Raw genomic sequence first — 24,366 nt, forward strand, 5'->3', positions numbered from 1 at the left:
GCGATGCCGGCCATCACCCGCCTTGGCGATATGTGCACCGGGCACGGCTGCTGGCCGCCGCGTCCCAGCAGCGGGGCATCGCCCGACGTGTTCGTGGACGGCATCCCCGTTCACCGCGTGGGCGATGCCTGGGCGGCGCACACCTGCCCGTCGATCCCGGAAACCCATGCCAGCGTGTTGGCCGGCGGCAGCCCCACCGTGTCCGTGAACGGCCGGGCCGTGGGCCGGATCGGCGACGGGGTTGCCTGCGGATCGTCCGTTGCCAGCGGCAGCGCCACCGTGTTTGCCGACGAGGGGGCTTGATATGGGTATCTCGTTACAGGCGGTTGACTGGTCCCTGGCGCTTGGCCGCTGGGGCGAGGTGGCCGAGGGGATCGAAGACGTCTCCCAGTGCGTGGCGGTGATCCTGAAGACACCGCTGCGCAGCGATCCGCACCGCCCGGATTTCGGGTGCGATCTCCAGCCGTGGATCGACATGCCGGTCTCCACCGCCGCTCCCGGCATGGCCGCGGCGGTCCGCATGGCCCTGGAACGCTGGGAACCCCGGCTGACCATCCTCGACGTCGCGGTCAGCCCCGCCGGCGGTGCCGCGCAAAAGGCGTCGTCGCTTCCCGATGCCGGCAAGGCCGGTTTTTTCATCACCGTGCGGTGGCAGTTGGCCGGTTCGATCGCGGTCCCCGGAACGACCACCGTCAACATTGGCGAGATCCTGTCATGACGGTTGATCCGGCGGCTCTGCCGCACCCGACATTCATCGACCACGACCCGGCCGCGGTCGGCAGCCGGCTCATCGAAGGGTTCGAAGCCGCGATGGGACGGACGCTGCAGCCGGCGCAGCCGGAGCGGCTGTTCATCGACTGGCTGGCCTATCAGTTCTCGCTCCTGCGCATCGAGGTGCAGGAAACGGGCGAACAGATGCTGCTGGCCTTTGCCCGCGGTGCCGTGCTGGACCATCTGGGCGCCTTTCTCGGCATCGCCCGCCTTCCCGGCGAAACCGACGACCGCCTGCGGGAACGCATCCGGGAAGCGCCGGAAACCTTCAGCGTCGCCGGGCCGGTTCTGGCGTACCGTGCGCTGGTGTTCGGCGCGGCGGCGGGGATCGTGGATGTAGCGATCACCCAGCCGCGCGCCGGCACGGTCCGGGTCGCGGTGCTGACCGCCGGCGGCATGCCGTCGGCGGAGGTGCTGGCGGCGGTGCGCGCCGTCCTGTCGTCGGCCAAGGCCCGCCCCTTGAGCGACACGGTGGAGGTGGTGCCGCCGGAGCGGGTGGCCTGGACCCTGGCGGCGACCGTCATCCTGGCGCCGGGGGTGGACCAGCCGACCGTCAAGGCAGCGGTGGAAAAGGCCGCGGCGGAGTATGTGGCCCAGCAGCGCCGGGGGTTGGGCCGCACGCTGGTGCCCAGCCAGGCCATCGCCGCCATGCAGGCGGTTGCCGGAGTCTACCGCGTTGACCTGTCCTCGCCGTCGCTGACGGTGCTGGAGGGGCACCAGTGGGCCGACGGCACCGTCGGCACCATCCATATCGTGACGGAGGGGGGCGCCGGTGGCTGACCTTCGCTTTCCCCTGCCGCCGCCGTTCGTCGGCGACCGGCGTTTTCAGTCCCTGGCGCTGGCGGTCGAGGACGAGATCGGCCGCATCCGCGCCCGGTTGCCGGCCCTGCGCGTCCGGGTGATCGACGAAGTGTCCGACCCCGGTATCCTGGCGCATCTGGCGTGGCAGTTCCACGTCATGGGTGTCGAGGGGTGGGATTTCGTCCCCGATACGGTCGAGGCCAAGCGTGACCTGATCAAGGACGCCATCGAGCTTCACCGGTACAAGGGCACCCGCTGGGCCGTGGAAACCGCGCTGTCGCGGGTGCTGAAACTGGATGCCGTGGTGGAGGAGGCCGACGTCTTCCGGCGCACCGACGGCCACTGGGCGGAATATCAAATCGATTCCGGCCGTGTGCTCGGCAATGCCGAAGAGCGCGCCCTGATGCGGGTGGCGCCGGCCTGGGCGCCGGCACGGTCGCGGCTGGTCCGCGTGTATCACGGTTACGATCTGCGCGCCGCCCGTTACGACCTGCCGTCCGGCGGCAACACGCTGATGCTGGACGATTGGTCCGGCATCGATGTGGACGGCGTGAGGTTCAGCTTCTCGACGCCGTTCGGGGGAGAAATGCCGGCCGCGGACACCCGGCCGGTGCCGGGCTGGGGGCACGTACCGGGCTTCGGCGCCGCTTATGTGATCCGTTCCGGCCTGCGCTACGACGACAACGCGGTCGATGGCGAAAACGATCCGGCGCTGGTGCGTCCCGGCATCGTCGTGGTGAGCGCCTGGCCGGTTCCCGACCGCACCGGACACCCGCCGGCGTTCCGGGACCGCGCCAGCCTGGCTGCGGGCGTCAAGGACGGCATGGCCCATGGCGACGTCAACGCCGTCTGGGACATTCCCACCGTATGGCGGATGACGGGGGATCCCCCCTGTTACGACCAGGGCCCCGGCACCGTGCCGGCGGCATGGCACCTGGATGTTCTGGCCACGCTGCATGCCCCGGTGACGGGGGATGTGCTGGCAGCCCCGCCCCGTCCCGTCCTGCCGGCCTTTGGCGTGGCGGTATCGGTCGGGGTCGCGGCAGGGCGCGTGCCCGCATGTTTCGATGCGCCGCTGGATGACCGGCATCCGCCGGTGTGGGGCCAACCCCAGATCCTCGGCGCGGTTCTCGCACGTTCGTTCGTGAGCTGGGGCACCGGCCCATGGACGGAGCAGCCCTGGGGGGCTGCGACAGCCGATTTCATGATGGAGGTGGTGGAGTGAGTGTGCCCAATGGACACTACGTCCCGGTAGGGGGACGGGAAGGGCTGGCCGCGGCGGCCAAGCTGATGCCGTGGTCGGTGGCTCTTGGCCGGGGCGACCCGGCGTGGGACGGCGTGGACCGGACCAACGCGGCCTGGCAATCGTCCCTGCAGCCCGACGCGGCGCAGGCGCGGGCGCTGGTGGCGGAATACGGCCGGCGTCTGGCCGACGAGGTGGCGTTCGTGGTTCCCGACCCGGACGGCGAGATCACCGAGGTGCCCGGCGGCCGCTGGCGGCGCACCGGGACGGAGGTGAGCGCGTTCCTCTATGTCCGCGCCTTTCTGGATTTCAACGACGCGACCGACATCGTGCGTGAGATCGGCCTGTTCGCGGACGGTTCGGCGGTGGCCGGCACCCCGCCGGGCCTGCGCTGGTGGGGTCCGGCGGAGCTGGACCGGCCCGGCCACCTGATGCAGCTCGTCCGGCTGGCGGTGCCGCGCACCTACGACGCCGGCGACCGGCCCCAGTTCCATTTCGTCATGCCTTTCTAAAGGTGGATTATGCAGCAGCTCGATAATTATTTCGAACGCCCCTCCGGCGATTACGAACGGGTTCTCTTCCTGGCCGGCCAGCGGCACATCCAGTCCGCCGAATGGAACGAGATGCAGACCATCGAGGCGAACCGCCACCGGCGCCTCGGCGATGCCCTGTTCAAGGAAGGGGCCGTGGTCAGCGGCGCCGACGTGATCATCGACGCCGACAGCGGCGCGGTGCACGTCACCGGCGGCGCCGTCTATGTGCGCGGCGACATCCGCGGCGTGCCGGCCGCCGACATGACCATCCCCACGCTGGGCGCGGTGGAACTGGGGCTGCGGCTGACCGAGACCGTGGTCACCGAACTGGATGAGCCCTCGCTGCTGAACCCGGCCCCCGGTTCGGGCTTTCACGCACCGGGCGCGGCACGCCTGACGGTGCACGCCGTGTGGGGCTGGCGTGCCGGCACCCAGGGCGACGGCGCCGCAGGCCAGTTCTATCCCGTGTTCAGCGTGACCAACGGCGTGCTGGACACCCGCGACCCGCCCCCGCAGGTCAGCGGCGTCACCGGCGCGCTGGCCCGCTACGACCGGGCGGTGACCGGCAGCGGCAGCTATGTGGTCAGCGGGCTGGGCGTCACCGGCCTGTCGATCCAGGACGGGCAGCAGGTGTTCAGCCTTCAGGAAGGCCGCGGCCATGTGGACGGCTATGAGGTGGAAAAGACCACCGCCCTTCGTCTGGCCTTTCCCGACGATCCCGACACCCAGTTGATCGAAGCGGAACCGCACACCTTCCTGCCGGTCAGCGGCTCCATGCGCCTTGATCTGGTGAACGCACCGCTGGCGTCGGTGGTCAAGGTGAAGGTGACCGCGGAGCGCACGGGCGTGCAGATCGTCCACGGCGCCTTCACCGGTGCCGCCGACGCCCTGCCGGACCTGTCGGTTCTGCAGATCATGTCGGTGACCCAGGGGGCGACCACCTATGTCCAGGGCACCGACTACAAGCTGACCGGCAACACGGTGGACTGGTCGCCGGCGGGCGCCGAACCCGCGCCGGGGTCCACCTACACCGTCACCTACCGCCATTACACCGACGGCACGGTGACGGCGAAGGATGCGCGCGGCTTCACCGTGGCCGGTGCGGTGCCGGGCAGCGTGGTGCTGGTCGATTACCAGACCAAGCTGCCCCGCCGCGACCGTCTGGTGATGAACCGCGACGGCCAGGTGGTGCGGGTGCGCGGCGTGGCCGACCTGCGCGCCCCGGCGTTGCCCGCGGCGCCGTCGGGCACGCTGCCCCTGGCGACCCTGGACCAGTCCTGGTTCGGGCTGCCGGCGGTCACCGCGGATGCGCCGCGGGTGATGTCGGTGTCCGATGTCCAGGCCCTGTCGGGGCGCGTGGACGCGCTGTTCGATCTGGTGGCCACCGAGCGCCTGAAGACCGACGCCACCGCCCGCGAACCCGCAGGCGCCAAGGGGCTGTTCGTCGATCCGCTGTTCGACAACGACATGCGCGACGAAGGCATCACCCAGAGCGCCGCGGTGATCGGCGGCGAGCTGGTCCTGCCGGTCAAGCCGGTGTTCCCCAACCCGCTGATGCCGTCCGGCGATGCCAGCATGCTGGCCTATGCGCTGGAGCCGGTGGTCAAGCAGGAGCTGGCGACCGGGGCCATCAAGGTCAACCCCTACGACAGCTTCTCCCCGATCCCGTGCAAGGTCAGCGTGACGGTTCCGGTGGACCGCTGGACCCAGCAGGATGAGAGCTGGGACAGCGCCAGCGTCCGTTTCCTGCGCACCGGCCATTTCGTGGAGGGTATCAGCCGGGTGACCAGCACCACCACCGTCGCGCAGTCGGTGGAAACGGTGCGCCAGACCACCACCGCCGCGCAGTACCTGCGCCAGATCCCGCTGACCGTGACGGTCGAGCACCTGGGGCCGGGCGAGATCGTGCAGGCGCTGCGTTTCGACGGCGTGACCGTCGCCACCAATCTGACCGCCAATGCCAGCGGCGTGGTTCAGCACACCTTCACCATCCCCGCCGGCGTGCCGTCGGGCGCCAAGCGGATCGAGGCGGTGGCCACCGCGTCGGGCACGGGTGTCACCACCTTCACCGGCGAAGGGCTGATCCAAACCACCGTCCGCCGCGTGGTGTCCACGGTCGAAGAGTTCCATGTGGACCCGGTGGCGCAGAGCATGACCTTGCGCGACGGCCGTCACGTCGGCGGCGTCGAACTGATGTTCCGGTCGAAGGGCGCATCGGACGTGGTGGTCCAGATCCGCGAGATGACCAACGGCTTCCCCGGCCGCCGCGTGCTGGCGGAAGGCCGGCGCGCCCCGTCCGCCATCCGCACCGACGGCCAGCCGACCCGGTTCGAATGGGCCCCGGTGTGGATGCCGGCGGACGAGGAATTCGCCATCGTCGTCCTGTGCGATGATGCCGACGCCTCGGTGGCCATTGCCAGCCTGGGCGAATTCGACGCCGCGGCCCAGAAATGGGTGACGGCGCAGCCGTACCAGATCGGCGTGATGTTCAGCAGCTCCAACGGCACCACCTGGACCGCGCATCAGGTGTCCGACCTGTGGTTCCGGCTGCTGGGCTGCCGCTTCACGGCGACCAGCCGCGTCGTGCCGCTGGGGTCGCTGACCGCTTCGCAGGTGTCGGATCTGGTGGGGCTGTTCAACGCCGAACGGCCGGATTCCGCCACCCGGATCGGCCTGCGCCTGATCGCCGCCGATGGGCGTGTCCTCACCCTGTCGGACGGGCAGCCGGTCAACCTGACCGAACGCCTGACCGGCAGCGTGGCGGTGCAATTGGTGCTGGAGGGAACCGACACCCGGTCGCCCGTGGTGTATCCCGGCGTGCAGGCGATCTTCGGCGTTCAGACCGACACCGCCACCTATGTCAGCCGCCAGTTCGCCTGCGGCGCGCCGTCCAAGCTGCGGGTGGTGCTCGACGCGGTTCTGCCCGGCACCGCGGGCGTGACCGTGGAGGCGCAGGCGGCCAACGGCACCTGGATCGCCGTGCCGTTCAGCACGGGGCAGTCCGTCGGCGACGGCTGGGAGGAGCGGGTGTTCCTGCTGACCACCTTCTCCGCCCCGTCCACCCGGCTGCGGATCACGATGACCGGCTCCGCCCTCTACCGCCCCCGCATCCGCCGCATCCGCGCCATCGCGGCGTAAGGAGGAAGTCCCATCATGGATACCGACTACACACCGCCGGTAACACCCCATCTGGGACTTCCTCTGCCCTCTCCCGCTGCGTCCTCGCAGCGGGAGGAGGTCCGCCGGATCGCCGCGTCGCTGACCGGCCTGGACCGTGCGGTGGATGACCTGGAACTTCTGATACTCGCCTTGGGGGAGTAAGCCATGCTGAACCTGACCAACCTCACCACGGTTCTGCAAACCAAGATCGACGCTCTCACCGGCACGGCGGAATACAAGGAACTGCTGCTGCTGACCAAGGCTCTCGAGGCATCGGCCGGGCGGGCGAGCGTATCGGACGTGCTGACGGCCGGCGCTGAGCAAATGGTCGAAATCGATTTGTGCAGCGCCGCCAACATCGATGCGATCAACACCGCGGGTGCCGTGAAGGTCAATGCGATCAATCAGGCTGGTGCGACGAAAATTGCTGAAATCGGGGCAATGAATGTTGTCCAGAAGACGGGCGGCGTCATGACGGGCGGGCTTGACACCCCGGTCCTGACCGTTACGGGGAACGCCCCGCGCACAAGCCATGTCGAAACCGATGGGGCCGCGGACTCAAAGCGGTACGACGTGGTGGCGGACGGCGGGAAGCTGTGGCACCGCGCCGTCAACGACGCCGGGAATTCCAGCAAAACCTGGCTGGAAATCAACCGCACAGGCGTTGCGTCGGTGTGGTCCCGCTACACCGCCGCCGTCCGCACCCAAATCGTCGCCTTGACCGATGGTGCAACCATCACGCCCGATTTTGCGGACGGCAACGTGTTTGCCGTTACGCTGGCCGGCAATCGCGCGCTGGCAAATCCGGTGAACGTTCCGTCGGACCATCAGGGCGGCTCCATCATCATCCGCCAGGACGCCACCGGCAGCCGCACGCTGTCGTTCGGGTCCGCCTGGAAATTCGTGGGCGGCATCGTACCGGCGCTCTCGATCGCCGCCAATGCGGTGGACCGGCTGTTCTTCACCGTCGTGTCCCCGACCGAAATTCACGCCGCTTTGCAGAGGGATTTCCGCTGATGTCCGGCTGGAAACGTCACACGACGGGACTGTTCCTCCCGCACCGCGGCGACCCCGAAGGGCGCCATTGCAGCCTGATCGGCCTGGACGACGGCATGCTCGGAGCCGGGATCTTCGGAGCCGGGATCTTCATCGATATTCTGGCGTGGGGGGCGGGCGGCGGTTCCATTATGACATGCGAGGGCGGGGGTGGGGCTTTCGCATCGTTTAGCGGATACATACCCTTCGGCTACCGGCTGACCGTCGTCGTCGGCGCGGCAGGTCAGGGCGGCGGTGGGCCTCTGGTGGCCTCTGGCGGCGGCTTCAGCGGCGCATTCGAGGGCGGCACGGTGAGCCAAGCATCGGCTTTGGTGGTGGCCGGTGCCGGCGGTGGGGCCGCAGGCCTGAACGTGGGGTTCTCGGGCGGCCCCTTCATGGGTATTGGCCCGACTGGGGAGGTCTACAGTGGCGGGCCTCTTCAGGGCGGCTCCAGTTTCATGGGGAGCTTGGCCAAGCGTGGCGGCTCTCCCGGCGGGGGTGATGCCTACGCGACGTCCGACGACCGCAAAAGCGGCGGCGGTGGCGGCGGTTACCTGGGCGGGGCCGCCGGGCCCAACCTGGGCGGGGCCGACGTGTCCAGCGGTGCCCGCGATGCAAGCGGTCGGGGCGGAAGCTGTTACACAAAAGGTGGAGTCATACTTTCCGGCTATTGGCAACGAGCCGGGAATTATGAGCATCCGGATCGCGGAGCATCCGGTAATCCGAATACCGATGGACGGGTAATAGTCCGCGTCAACGGAAAGAATTTCCTGAACCTTTCCACCCCGCAGACACAGACAATCTCTATAACGGGAGCATAGCCTTAATGGCCACCACCTTCCCCGCTGCCGTTGTTGCAAACGGACAAATCGTTAAGATCGCCCACGGTCCAGAGTCATTTATCTATGGGGACTTCCAGCATCCGGCAGCGGCGTGGGAGTTCTGGGAACCCGATGACTGGCTGACCCACTGCCCTGATTGGACGGTTCTCCCGGTGCATGACGAGCCGCCGCCCGACGACCCGGCCAAGGTCGTCACCCGTCTCCCCGAAACGTCGTGGGTGATAACGCCTGACGGTGTGCGGGTGCTGTACTCCGCTGCCGACACGCCGGCCGCCGACATGGCCGCAGCACTCGCCGGACTGAGGGCAGCAGCGGTGGAGCGGGTCAACCGCGAAGCCGGCGAAGCCCGTGCCCGGCACATCACCGTCGCGGTCGGGCAGGGCGGGACGTACCTGGAAAAAGCCCGGGAGGCGCGGGCCTATCTGTCGGACACGGCTCCCGACCCGATTCATTACCCGTACCTGTCCGCCGAAGCCGAACACACCAGTCAGACCATGGACACGGTTGCGCGTTCGGTCGCCGCCGCCGCGGACGCCTGGACACCGGTCAACGCGCGGATCGAAGGTTTGCGGCAAGGGGCGCTGGCCAGCATTCGGGGGGCCGGTTCGCCGGTGGCGGTGGCGGCTGTTTTTCCCATCGACTGGCCGATCCCGGCGTGAGGCGCGCCCCTTTTTGATGCTGCGGTCAGCGGCACCGTCGTGATGCCAAAGGAGAAAGGCAAAACATCATGGGTTCCAACTATACTTCCCCGGTCACCCCCCACTTGGGGCTCCCTTTGCCATCTCCCGATGCCCCATCGCAGCGGGAGGACGTCGCTCGCATCACGGCGGCGCTGACGGGGGTGGACACGCACGCCGCGGCTGTGGACAGCCGGCTGTCGGCGGTCGATGCCGCATTGGCAGCCGCCGATGACCGTCTCGCCGCGGTTGACGGGGAACTGGCGGTCGTGGCGCATGATGTGGTGGAACAGGTTTCCACCCGGGCGGCGGTGGATCTTTCCAACGTGCCCCCCGCAGCGCTCAAGGCGGCGTCGCTGGCGGCGGGTGTCGGCCAGCCGCTGATCCTCACCCCGGTTGTCACGGCCCCGGCCGGGGAGGCGGTGGGGGTTTCCCGTCAGCCGGTCATCACCGTCACGCCGTACCGCTCGCTGTACGGCGTGTCCCACGCCGCCAGCCGGGTGCAGCTTTCGACGTCCGCCGATTTCGCCGCCACCGTGGTGGATGTGACTCTGGGGGCCGTCAGCACCCACACCGTTGCGGCCGTGCTGGCGGAATCGCAGCGGCATTACGTGCGCTGGCGCTATCAGGATGCCGATGGTGTCTGGTCGGACTGGTCCGGGACGATCGGTTTCACGACGGTGGCGACATCGATCACCACCCCGGCCATCACCAGCCCGCTGAATGGTGCCACGGGGGTGGGGAAGCGCCCGACCTTTGCCTGTTCGGCGTTCGCCATGAGCAGCGGGACCGACACCCACACGGCCAGCCGGTGGCAGGTGAGCACCGTGTCCACCTTCGCCACCACCGTTATCGACACGGGCGAGAACGGAACCAGCAAAACCACCTTCACCCCCGCAACGGACCTTGCCGGTGGTGTGCAATACTTCGTGCGCGTTCAGCACAAGGGTGCCCTGGGGAAATGGTCGGCCTGGTCGCCGACGGCATCGTTCACCACCCTGACGTTCTCTCAGTGGATGATGATTTGGGGGGCGGGGGCTCAGCGGGCGAACCCGGAATACATTATTGATGTGGCGAGCGATAGCGCCGGTAATATTTATGCTATTGGCCGAAATGCAGAATTTGAAGGAAAAGCATACCCATATATCATCAGCCTAACAAATAATGGTACTGTTCGCTGGGAATATAACGTTCCAAGCGAAAAGAACGAAGACTATCATACTTGGCTCTGGCGCATGGTATTTGATGATAGCGGTAATCTGATTGTTGCTGGAACATGGGGTACGCCGTCTACATACAATCTGTCTCTGACAAAATTCTCGCCATCTGGAACGATTTTGGCGCAGAAAATTTATACTGACGTGCGAATCGTTCAAACGTACGGCCTTAAACGTGACTCATCTGGGAATCTGTACGTAGCGGCCTGGTCTGAAGATAGTGGAAGTCGAGCGTTTGTCGGGAAATTCAATGCACAATTTGATTGCATCTGGATGAAATCATTGTCTGATTGGACAACTACTCTTTCTTGCTTGGACATTGATAAAAATAATAATATTTATATTTGCGGACATAGTAGTGAGAGTGCGTTAATAATAAAATTTTCCAGTTCTGGAAACTTGTTGTCTCAGGTAAAGATTGGGAGATTTGCCCCAAATGCCTTCAGGATTTACGCGATTTCCATTTCTGACAGCGGAAAGATATTGGTTGGCGGTCAAAATTATGAAGATTCCATATCATCTCCAATGATATTGGATATATCGCCATCTCTGACCATAAACAATCAGTATCATATATATAATGCAGGATATGGATCTGCCGTTACGTCCATTCGGCATATTGGGAAGACGGATAATTTCTGGGTTGGTGGAGTTTTGGGAAGTAATGGTGGTGATCTTTTCATTCGCTATGGTCTATCAGGGGGAGTTTCCCGAGTTCTGTCTCATCCAAGCAAATCCGATAGTCTTTACTGTATAACCACCGATATGGATGGAAACCCAATCTTCGGGGGAGCTCTTTGGGAAAATGCAGACTGGCCGAGTTCGTATTACGGTCACAGCGCGCTCGGAACCATGGCCGCCACTGGGGGCACCACGGGTCCGCTTCCGGGCGCCACGGCCTATAGCTGGAGCAGTACGCCAACGGACTTTGTTCCTACGAACCGGTGCGTTTTCTCTCCGGAGAACGCACCATTCGTATCCGTCGGGACGGCGACGGAAACCCGCAATCCGGTACCGGTGGCTTATACCCGGTCCAAGACATTGATCCCTTATTGAGAGGTTCGCCATGATCTATTGGGATTCGGTGAACGCGGTCCGTTTGAACGAGACCGTGTTGCGGCAGCGTGTGGTGCCCGAGGCGGTGGATCTTGGGGAACTGGGAATCCACCCGCTGGACATCAGCGAGCCGCGGTACGACCCCGTGGGCTACCGGCTTGAGGATGCCGGGACCATCGGTTCCGCGCAGCAGGGGTTCCGCATCGACTGGCGGCTGGTGGAACAGCCTGTCGCCACGGTGCGCAGCGCCTTGCGGAGCGCCGCCGCCGCCCAGCGGTGGAAGGCCGAGGTGGGCGGGTGCGTGGTGGACGGGGCGGTGATCCAAACCGACCGCGACACCCAGTCGAAGCTGACCGGGGCGGCGCTGGAGGCCGAACTGTCGGCCCGCGAAGGGCGGCCCTATGCCGTCCGGTGGCTGACGCCGGATGGGTTCACGGATCTGGACGGGGAAGGGGTCGTCGCTCTGGCCCGCGCGGTCCGCGCCCATGTGCAGGCCTGTTTCGACCGCCAGGCCGATCTGTGGGCCGAAATCGATGCCGCCCCCGCGGTCGCAGACCTGCTCGCCATCGGCATCGACACCGGATGGCCCGCCGGCGGGCAGGCCGATGCGGCCCCGGCGGTAAATCCCCCCTGGGCCATCTCCTGAAAAATCAGGCTCCCCGTCGCCGGGGAGCCTGTCGTCAGGTGTGGGAGGCGGGAGGAAAAGGGACGCGGTTACGGACCGCCGCGCACCGTCTTGATGGCGTCCGTCATCTGGCCGACCACATCGGGGCCGATCTCGGCCTTGTACTTCTCGGTCACCGGCTCGGTCTTGGCGCGGAAGCGGGCCAGTTCCTCCGGCGACAGTTCGGTCACCTGCATCCCCTTGGCCTTCAGCGAGGCGAGCGCCTCGGCGTCCTGGGCGCGGGAGATCTGGCGCTGGTAGGCGGTGGCCTCCGCCGCCGCCTCGCGGAACAGGGCCTGTTCGTCGGGCGTCAGCTTGTCCCAGAACGCCTTGCTCATCAGCAGGGATTGCGGGTTGTAGATGTGGCGGGTGACGGTCAGGTACTTCTGCACCTCGTAGAACTTGGTCAGCTCGATGGTCTTGGATGGGTTTTCCTGGCCGTCCACGGTGCGGGTTTCCAGGGCGGTGTACAGCTCGGTGAAGGACAGCGGCACCGGGTTGGCACCCAGCGCGCGGAACATGTCGATGTAGATGGGCGTCTGGATGACGCGGACCTTCAGCCCCGACACGTCCTCCACCTTCGTCACCGGGTGGCGGTTGTTGGTCAGGTTGCGGAAGCCCAGATCCCAATAGGCCAGACCGATCAGCCCCTTTTCCGGCAGCTTGCCGTACAGCATGGCGCCGAACGGCCCGTCCAGCAGGGCGTCGGCCTCCGCCGGGCTGTTGAACAGGAAGGGCATGTCCACCGCGGCGAATTCCTTGGCCAGACTGACCAGGATGCCGGTGTTCATCACCGTCATCTCCACCGTGCCGCCCTGGAGTGCGGAAAGCGTCTGCACGTCGCCGCCCAGCGTGCCGCCGGGGAACAGGCGCACCTTGATCTTGCCGCCGCTCTTGGCCGCCACGATGTCGGCGAACTTCTGCGCGCCCAGACCCTGGGGATGCTCCTTGGCGTTGAGGTAGGAGAACTTCAGGGTGCGTTCCTTGTAGTCCGCGGCCCAGGCCCCGCCGGCCAGCAGCAGCGCGCCCGACAGGGCCAGACCCGCGGCGATGTTTTTCATGATGGTCTTCACAGGGGTTTTCCTCCGGGAAAAGTGTCTTCTTGGTTGGGGATCAGTGCGCGAACCACGCGGCGGGCACGGTGACCAGGGCGGGGAACAGGATGAGCAGCAGCAGCACCAGAACCTGGGCCACCAGGAACGGCCACACGCCCTTGACGATCTCTTCCATCTTCAGGTGCGACACGCCGCACACCACGTTCAGCACCGTGCCCACCGGCGGCGTGATCAGGCCGATGGAGGTGTTCATGATGAACAGCACGCCGAAATAGACCGGGTCGATGCCCGCCTGCTGCACCACCGGCACCAGCACCGGCGTCAGGATCAGGATGATCGGCGTCATGTCCATGGACGTGCCGATCAGCACCACCAGCGCCATGATGGCAAAGGTCAGCAGCATGGGGCTGTCCATCAGCGGCGCCAGCATGTCGGCCAGCATGCCGGGCAGGTCGGCCACCGTGACCAGCCACGAGGTGACCATGGCCGCCGCCACCAGGAACATGATGACGCTGGTGGTCTTGGCCGCGGTGATGAACACCTCGTACAGATCGGCCAGCACCATTTCGCGGTACACCACGGTGGCGACGAACAGGGAATAGACCGCGGCCACCACCGCCGCCTCGGTCGGGGTGAACAGCCCGAATTTCAGCCCGACGATGATGATCGCCGGCAGCATCAGCGCCCACACCGCGTCCACCGCCGCCGCGCGGATCTGCGCCCAGCTCTGGCGCGGGGGCGGGGTCACGGTTTCCCGCCGCACCACCAGCCACCACGCCACGCACAGGGCCGTGGCCATCAGCAGACCCGGCACGATGCCGGCCAGGAACAGCTTGGTGATCGACACGTTGGCCGACACGCCGTAGAGGATGAAGCCGATGCTGGGCGGAATCACGGGCGCGATGATGCCCGCCGCGGCGATCAGCCCGCCCGACCGCGCCTTGTCATGGCCCGCCGACACCATCATCGGCACCAGCAGGGCGGCCAAGGCTGCGGCGTCGGCCACCGCCGATCCCGACAAACTGGCCAGGATGGCGGCGGCCAGGATGGCGACATAGCCCAGCCCGCCGGGGATGTGCCCCACCAGCGCCTTGGCCATGGTCACGATGCGGCGGGACAGACCGCCGGTGTTCATGATCTCGCCCGCCAGCATGAAGAACGGCACCGCCATCAGCGGAAAGCTGTCGGCCCCGTTGATGATGTTCTGCGCGATCACCTGGGCGTCGAACAGGTCCAGATGGACCATCAGCGCCACCGCGCACAGCAGCAGGGCATAGGCGACGGGGATGCCCAGGGCCATGGCCCCCAGGAGCGGCCCGAGAAAAACGGCAATGGTCATGATCGGGCGTCCTCAGGGCTTGGAACTCAGGGGGGAATTCAGCGGCGCGGGGGCGGTGCCCATCCGCTCCAGATGCAGGTCGTGGGCTTCCACCAGACCTTCGGATTCCGCGGTCATGGTCAGGTCGTCGCCGCTGAGCCGCCCCGTGACGATGCCGTGCAGTTCCGCCAGCAGCACCCCGGCCGACGTCACGCCGAACACCACGCCCGCGGCGTAGAACAGCCCCATGGGCAGGCCGGTGACCGGCGTCAGAACGGTCAGGTTGATGACCATCTGCGCCCAGCTTCCCTTGATCATCAGCAGCGTGATGCCCAGCATGATGATGTGCCCGGCGGCCAGCGCCCCCCGCCGGCCCGTGGGCGGCAGGCGGCGGATCAGCGTGTCCACGCCCAGATGCGCGTGTTCGCGCAAGCCCACCGCGGCCCCCAGAAAGGTCATCCACACGAACAGCATCCGCGACAGCTCCTCCGACACGGTGATGCCGCTGTTGAAGCCGTACCGCAGAACCACGTTCCCGAAGACCAGGGCCGCCATCAGCCCCAGGCAACAGACCAGCGCCAGCTTGAGCAGGCGGAAATAGAGGTTTACAAGCGCACTCATGTCGGTCTCTCCCGGTCCGGGAGCCGTGCCGTCCGTTGCCGGGCCCGGCCCCCGATTGTCGTTTTCCAGAACGTCGGTTCCAGCCGGCCTTCTTGTGATGGGCCGGGTCGGCACGGATGGCGGCGAAGCCCCCCTTGACTGTGCGGGAACGTGCGGGGCGTGGTGCCGGGGTGCGGCCGCCGGGAAATATGTACTAACTGGTCCGTCCATGTCAACGGCACGTTCTTGCGCGCAGTACCGTTATTGCGATGCAAACTTGCGGAAGGCCATGGTTGGACGCGATGTTCGTGATAGCGGTGGCCGTGACGGACCGGTTCGTTTATACCAGCCTCGCCCCGCTTGCAGGGCGGCCAGACTGACAGGACGAGCCGGCACCATGACGGATGACACCCCCAGCCCCCCGCAAACCGCCGCCCGCAAAGCCCCGGCGTCCGCCCGCAAGAACGACCCCGAGGCCACCAAGCGCGACATCCTGGCCGTCGCCACCGAGGAATTCGCCACCCATGGGCTGAGCGGGGCGCGCGTGGACGCCATCGCCGAACGCACCCGCACCACCAAGCGGATGATCTACTACTACTTCGGCAGCAAGGAAGGGCTGTACGCCGCCGTTCTGGAAAAGGCGTACGGCGACATCCGCCGCATCGAAGCGGACCTGCAGCTCACCGACCTCGATCCTGAGGTGGCGATCCGCCGGCTGGTGGAATTCACCTTCGACTATGAAGAGGCGCACCCCAACTTCATCCGTCTCGTGTCCATCGAGAACATCCACTGCGCCGCCCACATCGCCGGTTCCGACACCATCCGCAACCTGAACGTCCCCATCATCGACACCATCGCCGCGATCCTGGAGCGCGGGCGCGCCCAGGGCGTGTTCAGGACCGCGGTGACCCCGGTGGACCTGCACATGCTCATCAGCGCGTTCTGCTTCTTCCGGGTGTCGAACGGCTACACCTTCGGCACCATCTTCCGCCAGGATCTGGCCCAGCCCGACATCCGCGAGCGTCACCGCCGCATGATCGGCGATGCCGTGGTGCGGTATCTGAAGGGCGATTGACGGGCGATTAAGCGGCCCGCTGCGCCGTCAGTTCGGCGAAGTGGCGGCGCATCCGTTCCGCGTCCGGCTCGATCCCGGTGAACAGGCGGAAGGCGCCCACCGCCTGGAACACCGCCATGCCGCCGCCGTCCAGCGTGCGGCAGCCGCGCGCCCGCGCCGCGCGCAACAGCGCGGTTTCCAGGGGAAAATACACGATGTCGGTCACCCACAGCCGCGGGTGCAGCATGTCTTCGGGCAGGGGCAGGCCGGGATAGCCGGCCATGCCGGTGGGGGTGGCGTGGATCAGCCCGTCGGCCTCGGCCATGGCCGTGCCCAGATCGCTGCCGGCCACCGCGCGGCCCGCGCCGAACCGGGCCGACAGGGCGTCGGCCAGCGCCTCGGCCCGCCCCATGTCGCGGTCGAACAGCATCAGGTGCCGAGTGCCGAGCGTCAGGGCGGCGTGGGCCACCGCCGCCCCGGCGCCGCCGGCGCCAAGCTGCACCACCCGGTCCATGGCCACACCGGGCAGGCCGCGCTTCATGCTCTCGGCAAAGCCCCACCAGTCGGTGTTGTGGCCGGTCATCCGCCCGTCCTTCAGCACCACGGTGTTGACCGCCCCCAGCGCCTGGGCGTCGTCGGCCAGTTCGTCGAGCAGCGGGATCACCGCCTGCTTGCACGGGTGGGTGATGTTCAGCCCGTTGAAGCCCATGCGCCTGGCCGCGGCCAGCAACTCGGGCAGGGCGTCGGCGGACAGCCCCATCTCCGTGAGGTCGATCAGCTTGTAGACGGAGCGCAGGCCCTGTTCCGCCCCCTCCCGCTCGTGCATGGCGGGGGTGAGCGATGCCTGGATGCCCGACCCGATCAGGCCGGTCAGGACGGCGGGGCGGACGATGGCGGTGGTAGCGGTGGTGGGGATGCTCATCACGCCGCTCCTTCCGTGGCCGGGGCCAGGCGGCGGGCCAGATGCTCCAGCGCCAGCGTGTAGCCGTGGGTGCCGCAGCCGCAGATCACCCCCGCCGCCACCCGCGAGACATAGGAGAAATGCCGGAATTCCTCCCGCTTGTGGATGTTGGAGATGTGCACCTCCATGATCGGGAAGGCGCAGGCCGACAGCGCGTCCATCAGCGACACCGAGGTGTGGGTCAGGCCGGCGGGGTTGATGACGATGCCGGCGGCGGCCTCCCGCGCTTCGTGAATCCAGTCGATGAGCTGGTGCTCGGCGTTGGACTGGTGGAACACGATGGCAAGGCCCAGCGCGTCGGCGGTGCGGCGGCAGGCGGCCTCCACATCGGCCAGCGTCTCGTGGCCGTAGATGTGGGGTTCGCGCTTGCCCAGCAGATTGAGATTGGGTCCGTTCAGGACATAGATCGTTTGTGGCATGTCCACGACTCCAGGGGCATGACGGCAGCCCGACCCGGCGCGGAACGCGCGCGTTCCGCCGGATATCCTCCCCAGGCTGCGGTGGTGTTTGTTGTTGCCGCAAAATGAACTAACTGGTACGTTCAGGTCAAGACGTTCCGAAACCGGACCTGAAAATTTCCCGGAAGCCGCCCAAGACGGAACGGATGACCAGGAGGAAGCCCAGATGACCGAGCCGGTGCGCCATTCCGCCCCTCTGCCCGCCCGTGCCCCCTTCGCCAAATCCATCGCCACGGTGTCGCTCAGCGGCACGCTGCCGGAAAAGCTGGACGCGGCGGCGGCGGCGGGGTTCGACGGGGTGGAGATCTTTGAAAACGACCTGCTGACCTTCGACGGGTCGCCCGCCGACGTGCGCCGCATCGCCGAGGGGCTGGGGCTGTCCATCACCCTGTTTCAGCCGTTCCGCGATTTCGAAGCCATGCCGGAGCCGGTGCGCACCCGCAATCTGGACCGGGCCGAACGCAAGTTCGACATCATGGAGGCGCTGGGCACCGATCTCATCCTGGTGTGCAGCAACGTGCAGCCCCACGCCATCGGCGATCCCGCCCGTGCCGCCGCCGATCTGGCGGAGATGGCCGGGCGCGCCGCCGCCCGCGGCCTGCGCGTGGGGTACGAGGCGCTGGCCTGGGGCCGTCACGTCAACCGCTGGCGCCAGGCGTGGGACATCGTGCAGCGGGCGGACCATCCGGCGCTGGGGCTGATCGTGGACAGCTTCCACACCCTGTCGCTGGACGACGACCCGTCGGGCATCGCCCATGTGCCGGCGGACAGGCTGTTCTTCGTGCAATTGGCCGACGCGCCCAGGCTGTCCATGGACGTGCTGTCGTGGAGCCGCCATTTCCGCAATTTCCCCGGCCAGGGGCAGTTGGACGTGACCGGGTTCGTGCGGGCGGTGATCGCGTCGGGCTACCGCGGGCCGCTGTCGCTGGAGATCTTCAACGACGACTTCCGCGCCGCGCCGGCCCGTGCCACCGCCGCCGACGGGCTGCGCGCGCTGGTGCTGGCGGAAACGGAAGCCGCGGCCCCGCTGCCCCCGCCGCCGGCCTACGACGGTTTCGAATTCCTGGAATTCGCCGTCGATGACCGGGCGCGGCGGGCGCTGGCCGGGCATCTGGAAACCCTGGGCTTCCGCTGGGCGGGCATCCACAAATCCAAGGACGTGCACCTCTACCGCCAGGGGCGCACCCATCTGGTGCTGAACAGCGAACCCGACAGTGCGGCGGCGGAGCATTTCCAGATGCACGGCCCGTCGGTCTGCGCCATGGCCATCCGGGTGGACGACGCCGGCCCGGTGCTGGCGCGGGCCGAGGCGCTGCACTGTTCCACCTACCGCGAACGGACGGGGGAGGGGGAACGCGACATCCCGGCGGTGCGGGCACCCGACGGCACCCTGGTCTATCTGGTGGAAACCGGCGCCCCGTCGATCTGGGCCGACGATTTCCTGCTCGACGTGTCCGCCGGTGAAGGGGGCGGGGCGGATGACGGCGGCGGGCTGACCGGCATCGACCATGTGGCGCTGGCGCTGCCGCCGGGGCGGATGGACAGCTTCGTCCTGTTCTACCGCGCCGTGTTCGGATTCGCGCCGGAACAGCTCTGGGAACTGCCCGATCCCTATGGGCTGATTCGCAGCCGCGCCATGGTCAGCCCCGACCGCAGCGTCCGTTTGCCGCTGAATTACTCCGAAAGCCGCAAGACGGCCACCGGGCGGTTCCTGTCGGCGGTGGCCGGGGCGGGCGTCCACCATGTGGCCTTTGCCACCGACACCATCGAGGGAACCATCGGCTCCGCGCTCAAAGCGGGTGCGCCGATGCTGCCGGTGCCGGAAAACTATTACGACGATCTCGCCGCCCGTCTGGCGCTGGACGATGGGATTCTCGACATCCTGCACCGTCACGGGCTGATGTACGACCAGGACGGGCACGGCGACTTCACCCACGCCTACACCGACAGTTTCGAGGACCGGTTCTTCTTCGAGATCGTCCAGCGCCGCGGCTACCAGCAATTCGGGGCGGTCAACGCGTCCGTGCGCATGGCGATGCAGGCGCAGTTGCGCAGCGACACCCAATTGCGGACAATCGTAGGTGGGTGAGGGGCCAGCCCCCAACATCACCCGCCGTTCCCCCCCGCAAGACGGTTCTTCATGCTGACGATCCTGTCGATCACCGGCCCGATCTTTCTGCTGATCGCGCTGGGGTTCAACGCCGTGCGCTTCGGCGCCATGGACAAGGGCGAGATGCGCGCGCTGGGCAAGCTGGTCATCGGCTTCGCCCTGCCGGCCCTGCTGTTCCGCTCCCTGTCGCAACGCTCGCTGGCCGAAATCGCCAACCCCTCCTATATGCTGGCCTATGCCGCCGGGTCGCTGGCGGTGATGGCCGCCGCCACCCTGTTCGCCCGTCTGGTGCAGAAGAAACCGCTGCAGGTCAGCGCGCTCTATGCCGTGGGCATGTGCTGTTCCAACAGCGGCTTCGTCGGCTATCCCATCCTGCTCCAGACCCTGGGGCACGACGCGGCGGTGGCGCTGGCGCTCAACATGACGGTGGAGAACGTCGTTCTGCTGCCGGTCCTGCTGGTGCTGCTGGAGGGCGGGGCCAAGGGGGGTGAGTCCCTGGCATCGGTGCTGGCCAAGACCGCGCGGCGGCTGGCCACCAACCCGATGATTCTGGCGATCGCCGCGGGTCTGGGCTTTTCCCTGACCGGGCTGCGGCTGCCCGATCCGGTGTTCCGCGCCGTCGATATGCTGGCGATGGCGTCGGGGGCGGTGGCGCTGTTCGCCATCGGCGGCACGCTGGTGGGGCTGAAGGTGCGGGGCATGGTCGGCGACGTGGCCCAGATCGCCGCCGGCAAGCTGATCCTGCACCCGCTGGCGGTGGGGGTGGCGATGGCGCTGCTGCCACCCATGGAGCCGGCGTTCCAGGCGGGCCTGATCCTCAGCGCGTCGGTGCCGATGATGAGCATCTACCCCCTGTTCGGCCAGCGCTGCGGGCAGGAGGCGCTGTGCGCCGCCGCCCTGGTCACCGCCACCATCGCGTCGTTCGTCACCATCAGCCTGATCCTGTGGGGGCTGGGTGCGCGGGGGCTGCTGCCGCTGCCGTGACGGCGGCTTTCCGCGTCAGGCATCCGTTCCGGCACCGTACCGCGGGCACATCACCTTGTCGGCATAGGGAGGTGGAGCCGCAGGGGGGCGGGCGGGGGCCAGCAGCCGCTGCACCGCGCGCCGCACCGCGTCGGTCCGGCGTTCGGTGACGTGGGCGAAGGCGAAGGCCGACCCGATGCACAGAGCCATGGCCGCGAGGATAAGCACCCAGCTTTCCGCCCCCCGCGGCACCATCTGCCAACCCACGCCCAGCCAATGCATGGCCGCGGCGGCGAACAGGGTCAGGATCGGCGTGTGGATGCAGTAGAGGGAAAAGGAGACCCCGGCAAAGCGGGTGTTGAGCCGCCCCAGCGGCGGCGGCGGCAGGCCGGGCGCCGTCTTCAGGCACAGAAGCAGGTTGGCGAACAGCGCCATCACCACCAGATCGTAGCCCAGTGTGAACAGGGCGCTGCCCTCGAACACCTCCCGCCGGATGGCAAGGCGCGTCGCCACCAGAAAGGCCAGGAACACCACGCCCGCCGTCCAGGGGCGCAGGGGCACGGGCGGGCGGCGGGCCACCGCCACATACACCCCCGCCAGCCAGATGATGAAGTACGGGCCGATCCACGCCCCGGTGAACTGGAACGCCGTCAGCACCGCCAGCAGCCCGGCCATCAGGAGCAGCAGCGCGCGGTTCCGCCGCCCCGACCGTCCGGGCAGCACCCCCATCACCAGCATGGGGAAGGCCACGTAATACCAGAATTCATTGGACAGCGACCACAGCGCGGCGTTGCGCCCATATTCCCAGCAGGCCACCGTCTGCAAGAACAGCGCGTTGCAGGCAAAGGCCCCCGGCGCCATGCGGCCCAGCAGATCCTGGGTCTGGAAGATCCCGTAGCTCTGGGCGTCGAACAGCCACAGGGCGGCGGCGTTGGCCGCGATGACCAGCACCAGCGCCGGCAGCAGCACCACCCACAGCCGGACCAGCCGTTTCATCAGATAGAGGGGAAGGTTCACGGTGCCGGTGCGCTGCCATTCCCGCATCAGGCTTCCGCCCACCAGAAAGCCGCTGAGCACGAAGAACACCATCACCGCCTGATGCGCGAAGCCGGTCAGGAAGGTGAAACCGTAGTGGACCACCGTGCGCTGAGGCAGGTCGATGTCGTTGATGTTGGTCAGCAGCCGGTTGCCGGTATGGGTGATGACCACGCACAGGGCCGCCACCCAGCGGAAGGCATCGAGCCACAGGGAAAAGGATTCGTCCATCGCGGACGGCGCGGTTTCCCTCACGGCCAGTCCCTCCTTTTTATGGTTTCGTTTTCATGGTCGCGGTCAATAGGCGTTGTCGCCTTTCACAAGGCAGAGCGGCGTGAGCGCCAGAATCTTCACGTCCAGCCACCACGACAGGGTGTCGATGTAGAGCAGGTCATAGGCCACCCGCCGCCGGCCCTTTTCCACCGTATCGACCTCCCCCCGCAGCCCGTTGATCTGGGCCAGCCCGGTGATGCCGGGGCGCACCCGGTGGCGCGCGGCGTAATCGGCCACCGCCTGCTCATAGGGCATGTCGCCGGCCAGCATGCCCACCGGGTGCGCCCGCGGCCCCACCAGCGCCATCTCGCCACGCAGGACGTTGAACAGTTGGGGCAGTTCGTCCAGGCTGGTCCGGCGCAGGAAGCGGCCCAGCCGGGTCACCCGCGGATCGTTGCGGACCGTGCGCTGCGTTCCGCTGGCATCGCCGCGCTCCACATGCATGGTGCGGAACTTCAGCACCGCGAAGGGCCGGTTGTTGTAGCCGGTGCGCTGCTGGCGGAACAGCACCGGGCCGGCGCTGTCCAGCCGCACCGCCGCCGCGATCAGCGCCATCAGCGGACCCAGCAGCGCCAGCAGCAAGCCGGCCAGAACCACGTCCTGTCCCCGCTTGACCGCGGCGGTCCAGCCGCGGGCGGGGTTGCGCGCCACCTCCACCAGCATGGCGCCGCCACCGGGGGCCGGTCCCAGCAGCAGATGCACGTCCACCGGGGCCATGCCCGCCGCCCGCACCGTGCGCCATACGGCGGCGGCATCGCTCCACGGCGGCGCCACCACCACATCGGTCACCCCGTGGTCGCGGGCGATGCGCCACAGATCGTCCACGCCGCCCAGCACCGGAACCCCGCCCAGACGGGCCGGAGCCACCCCGGTCTTTCCATCGCCGGCCTTCCCGTCGCCGCACACCACCCCGACCAGGGTGACGCCGCCGTCCCCGTCCCCGGTCTGGGCGAAGGGGGCGAGGCCGTCGGGGCTGCCGGCCACCAGAACGTTGCGGCGGAAGCGCCCCGCCGCCGCCTGTCGCTGCAGCCACCCGGACAGGAGCCAGCGGTTGCCCAGCAGCAGCCCCATGCTGACCACGCACCACAGGGACAGCGGCACCGGGGCCAACGGCCCCCCGCCGCGCAGCAGGGTTCCGAACATCACCACCATGGTGGCCAGCGCCGCCGCCGCGGCCAGACGCCCCCGGCGGCGGCGGGCGTCGAACAGGACGGGACGGCTGTAAAGCCCGGCCATCCCGTTGGCGAAGACGATCACCAGCGCCCCCGACACCGCCGTCACCAGAAACGCCGCCGGCGGACGGCCCCCGTCGTCCGGGCCATCGCCGATGGCCTGGAACAGCAGGGCCACCAGAAGCAGAAGGGCGAATTCACCCGCCGCCGCCATCCCGGCCACCGAACCGGTGCGGGACGGGGCCAGGGCGTGCCCGGCGGTCGGGGCGGCGCGCGGGCCGCCGGCAAAGGCAAGACGCATGGCCCATCCCTCCTTCACGCATGCGGGCCCGTGCCTCTACCGCCCACCGGCCGCCACCATCCGCGGACGGTCGCGGAGCGTGGCCGGAGCGGCATTGCCGGTCATCTGGTCGTAAATCCAGCGGTAGGTCCGCTCCAGCCCGTCTTCCAGCCGGACCGACGGCGCCCAGCCGAACACGGTGCGGATCAGGGTGTTGTCGCTGTTCCGCCCGCGCACCCCCTTGGGCGCGTCCGGGTTGTAGCGGCGTTCCAGCCGGATGCCGGCGATCGCCTCGGCGATGTCCACCAACTGGTTGATGGTGACGAGCTGGTCGCTGCCCAGGTTGATGGGATCGGAAAAACCGCCGTCCATGATCATCCGCGTGCCGTGCAGGCAATCGTCGATGTACATGAAGCTGCGGGTCTGTTCGCCGTCGCCCCAGATCTCGATCGCGTGACGGCCCGACAGCTTGGCCTGGATCACCTTGCGGCAAATGGCGGCCGGCGCCTTTTCCCGGCCTCCGTCATAGGTTCCGATGGGGCCATAGACGTTGTGATAGCGCACGCAGCGCGTCTCCAGCCCGAAATCCTCGGAAAAGTGGCGGCACATCCGCTCGCTGAACAGCTTTTCCCAGCCGTACCCGTCCTCGGGCATGGCGGGATAGGCGTCGCTCTCCGTCAGCGCCGTCACATGGGCGTCGGTCTGCTTGTCGGCGGCATAGACGCAGGCCGAGGAGGTGTAGAGGAACCGTTTCACCCCGCAGTCCCGCGCCGCCAGCAGCATGTGCGTGCTGATGAGGACGGAGAGCATGCAATCGGCCTTGTGGGTTTCGATGAAGCCCATGCCGCCCATGTCGGCGGCCAGATTGAACACGTAGTCGGCTCCTTCGGTGACCTCGTGGCAGTTGCGGGCGTCCTTCAGGTCGCGCTGGTAGTTCTCCACGTCGGGAAAGAACTGGTACCAGTCGGCGATGTCCTTCCAGTCCACGGCGCGGATGCGGGTGAAGCCCCGGCGCCGCAGGTCGGCCACCAGGTGGCCGCCGATGAAGCCGCCGGCTCCGGTCACCAGAATCGTGTCGTTCGTGTTCAT

Annotated in this window: 23 protein-coding genes; 15 read left to right on the top strand and 8 right to left on the bottom strand. The window is 67.5% G+C overall.

Translation table 11 applies throughout. From position 1 onward, the window contains the following. Positions 1–3: 3 nt before the first annotated feature. The 12 genes from M2352_RS21670 to M2352_RS21725 all read left to right on the top strand — a co-directional run bounded on the left by M2352_RS21670 (position 4) and on the right by M2352_RS21725 (position 11,980). A complete protein-coding gene (locus M2352_RS21670) occupies positions 4–303 on the top strand; it encodes a PAAR domain-containing protein (RefSeq protein WP_264666616.1) in 300 nt (99 codons plus the stop codon). A 1-nt stretch (position 304) separates the two neighbouring features. Next, positions 305–718 (top strand): GPW/gp25 family protein, encoded by a 414-nt coding sequence (locus tag M2352_RS21675; RefSeq protein ID WP_264666617.1) that lies wholly within the window; start codon positions 305–307, stop codon positions 716–718. Continuing rightward, the gene (locus M2352_RS21680) at positions 715–1,551 is read left to right on the top strand and encodes a baseplate assembly protein (protein ID WP_264666618.1); all 837 of its coding nucleotides are present in this window, start codon (positions 715–717) and stop codon (positions 1,549–1,551) included. Before M2352_RS21675 ends, M2352_RS21680 begins: the two co-directional genes overlap by 4 nt. Next, positions 1,544–2,797: a phage tail protein gene (locus M2352_RS21685; protein ID WP_264666619.1), complete on the top strand. Its 1,254-nt coding sequence runs from the start codon at positions 1,544–1,546 to the stop codon at positions 2,795–2,797. Before M2352_RS21680 ends, M2352_RS21685 begins: the two co-directional genes overlap by 8 nt. Beyond that, a complete protein-coding gene (locus tag M2352_RS21690) occupies positions 2,794–3,327 on the top strand; it encodes a hypothetical protein (RefSeq protein WP_264666620.1) in 534 nt (177 codons plus the stop codon). Before M2352_RS21685 ends, M2352_RS21690 begins: the two co-directional genes overlap by 4 nt. 9 nt (positions 3,328–3,336) lie before the next feature. Then, positions 3,337–6,486, top strand: coding sequence for a DUF4815 domain-containing protein (locus tag M2352_RS21695; protein ID WP_264666621.1), 3,150 nt, complete (start codon positions 3,337–3,339; stop codon positions 6,484–6,486). Positions 6,487–6,501: 15 nt separating this feature from the next. After that, a complete protein-coding gene (locus tag M2352_RS21700; RefSeq protein WP_264666622.1) occupies positions 6,502–6,669 on the top strand; it encodes a hypothetical protein in 168 nt (55 codons plus the stop codon). A gap of 3 nt (positions 6,670–6,672) precedes the next feature. Further along, positions 6,673–7,524 carry a hypothetical protein gene (locus M2352_RS21705; protein WP_264666623.1) on the top strand — a complete coding sequence of 284 codons (852 nt, stop codon included), beginning with the start codon at positions 6,673–6,675 and terminating at the stop codon, positions 7,522–7,524. Next, positions 7,524–8,363, top strand: coding sequence for a hypothetical protein (locus M2352_RS21710; RefSeq protein WP_264666624.1), 840 nt, complete (start codon positions 7,524–7,526; stop codon positions 8,361–8,363). The genes M2352_RS21705 and M2352_RS21710 overlap by 1 nt, the downstream gene beginning before the upstream one ends. Positions 8,364–8,368: 5 nt before the next feature. Beyond that, positions 8,369–9,043, top strand: a complete 675-nt coding sequence (locus tag M2352_RS21715) for a hypothetical protein (RefSeq protein ID WP_264666625.1) — start codon at positions 8,369–8,371, stop codon at positions 9,041–9,043. Between the two features lie 68 nt (positions 9,044–9,111). Continuing rightward, positions 9,112–11,334, top strand: a complete 2,223-nt coding sequence (locus tag M2352_RS21720; RefSeq protein ID WP_264666626.1) for an NHL repeat-containing protein — start codon at positions 9,112–9,114, stop codon at positions 11,332–11,334. A gap of 10 nt (positions 11,335–11,344) precedes the next feature. Then, complete coding sequence (locus M2352_RS21725) at positions 11,345–11,980, top strand: DUF4376 domain-containing protein (protein WP_264666627.1); 636 nt, start codon at positions 11,345–11,347, stop codon at positions 11,978–11,980. A gap of 68 nt (positions 11,981–12,048) precedes the next feature. Here M2352_RS21725 and M2352_RS21730 read toward each other — a convergent pair whose 3' ends face one another. From M2352_RS21730 to M2352_RS21740, 3 genes are read right to left on the bottom strand one after another with little or no spacing between them, the layout of a single operon-like run. After that, the gene (locus M2352_RS21730; protein ID WP_264666628.1) at positions 12,049–13,059 is read right to left on the bottom strand and encodes a TRAP transporter substrate-binding protein; all 1,011 of its coding nucleotides are present in this window, start codon (positions 13,057–13,059) and stop codon (positions 12,049–12,051) included. 52 nt (positions 13,060–13,111) lie between these two features. Continuing rightward, positions 13,112–14,392 carry a TRAP transporter large permease subunit gene (locus M2352_RS21735; protein ID WP_264666629.1) on the bottom strand — a complete coding sequence of 427 codons (1,281 nt, stop codon included), beginning with the start codon at positions 14,390–14,392 and terminating at the stop codon, positions 13,112–13,114. Between the two features lie 12 nt (positions 14,393–14,404). Then, positions 14,405–14,992 carry a TRAP transporter small permease gene (locus M2352_RS21740; protein ID WP_264666630.1) on the bottom strand — a complete coding sequence of 196 codons (588 nt, stop codon included), beginning with the start codon at positions 14,990–14,992 and terminating at the stop codon, positions 14,405–14,407. A 376-nt stretch (positions 14,993–15,368) separates the two neighbouring features. Here M2352_RS21740 and M2352_RS21745 point away from each other — a divergent pair, with 376 nt between their 5' ends. After that, entirely contained in the window at positions 15,369–16,046 is a 678-nt protein-coding gene (locus tag M2352_RS21745) for a TetR/AcrR family transcriptional regulator (protein WP_264666631.1), read from the top strand. Positions 16,047–16,053: 7 nt separating this feature from the next. Here M2352_RS21745 and M2352_RS21750 read toward each other — a convergent pair whose 3' ends face one another. Together M2352_RS21750 and aroQ are read right to left on the bottom strand one after the other, a co-directional pair. Then, positions 16,054–16,947, bottom strand: a complete 894-nt coding sequence (locus tag M2352_RS21750) for a shikimate dehydrogenase (RefSeq protein ID WP_264666632.1) — start codon at positions 16,945–16,947, stop codon at positions 16,054–16,056. Next, a complete protein-coding gene (gene aroQ / locus M2352_RS21755; RefSeq protein ID WP_264666633.1) occupies positions 16,947–17,405 on the bottom strand; it encodes a type II 3-dehydroquinate dehydratase in 459 nt (152 codons plus the stop codon). The genes M2352_RS21750 and aroQ overlap by 1 nt, the downstream gene beginning before the upstream one ends. 205 nt (positions 17,406–17,610) lie before the next feature. Here aroQ and M2352_RS21760 point away from each other — a divergent pair, with 205 nt between their 5' ends. Together M2352_RS21760 and M2352_RS21765 are read left to right on the top strand one after the other, a co-directional pair. Next, positions 17,611–19,533, top strand: a complete 1,923-nt coding sequence (locus tag M2352_RS21760) for a bifunctional sugar phosphate isomerase/epimerase/4-hydroxyphenylpyruvate dioxygenase family protein (RefSeq protein WP_264666634.1) — start codon at positions 17,611–17,613, stop codon at positions 19,531–19,533. Between the two features lie 51 nt (positions 19,534–19,584). Continuing rightward, positions 19,585–20,538 carry an AEC family transporter gene (locus M2352_RS21765; protein ID WP_264666635.1) on the top strand — a complete coding sequence of 318 codons (954 nt, stop codon included), beginning with the start codon at positions 19,585–19,587 and terminating at the stop codon, positions 20,536–20,538. A gap of 15 nt (positions 20,539–20,553) precedes the next feature. Here the strand turns inward: M2352_RS21765 and M2352_RS21770 are convergent, their stop codons facing one another. Genes M2352_RS21770 through M2352_RS21780 form a run of 3 tightly spaced genes read right to left on the bottom strand, consistent with a single transcriptional unit; the run spans position 20,554 to position 24,366 of the window. Then, positions 20,554–21,807 (bottom strand): acyltransferase family protein, encoded by a 1,254-nt coding sequence (locus tag M2352_RS21770; protein ID WP_264666636.1) that lies wholly within the window; start codon positions 21,805–21,807, stop codon positions 20,554–20,556. 42 nt (positions 21,808–21,849) lie between these two features. Continuing rightward, positions 21,850–23,298: a sugar transferase gene (locus tag M2352_RS21775; protein ID WP_264666637.1), complete on the bottom strand. Its 1,449-nt coding sequence runs from the start codon at positions 23,296–23,298 to the stop codon at positions 21,850–21,852. Positions 23,299–23,334: 36 nt separating this feature from the next. Beyond that, positions 23,335–24,366 (bottom strand): NAD-dependent epimerase/dehydratase family protein, encoded by a 1,032-nt coding sequence (locus M2352_RS21780; protein ID WP_264666638.1) that lies wholly within the window; start codon positions 24,364–24,366, stop codon positions 23,335–23,337.

Origin of the sequence: Azospirillum fermentarium, assembly GCF_025961205.1 — a bacterium.
Taxonomy (GTDB): domain Bacteria; phylum Pseudomonadota; class Alphaproteobacteria; order Azospirillales; family Azospirillaceae; genus Azospirillum; species Azospirillum fermentarium.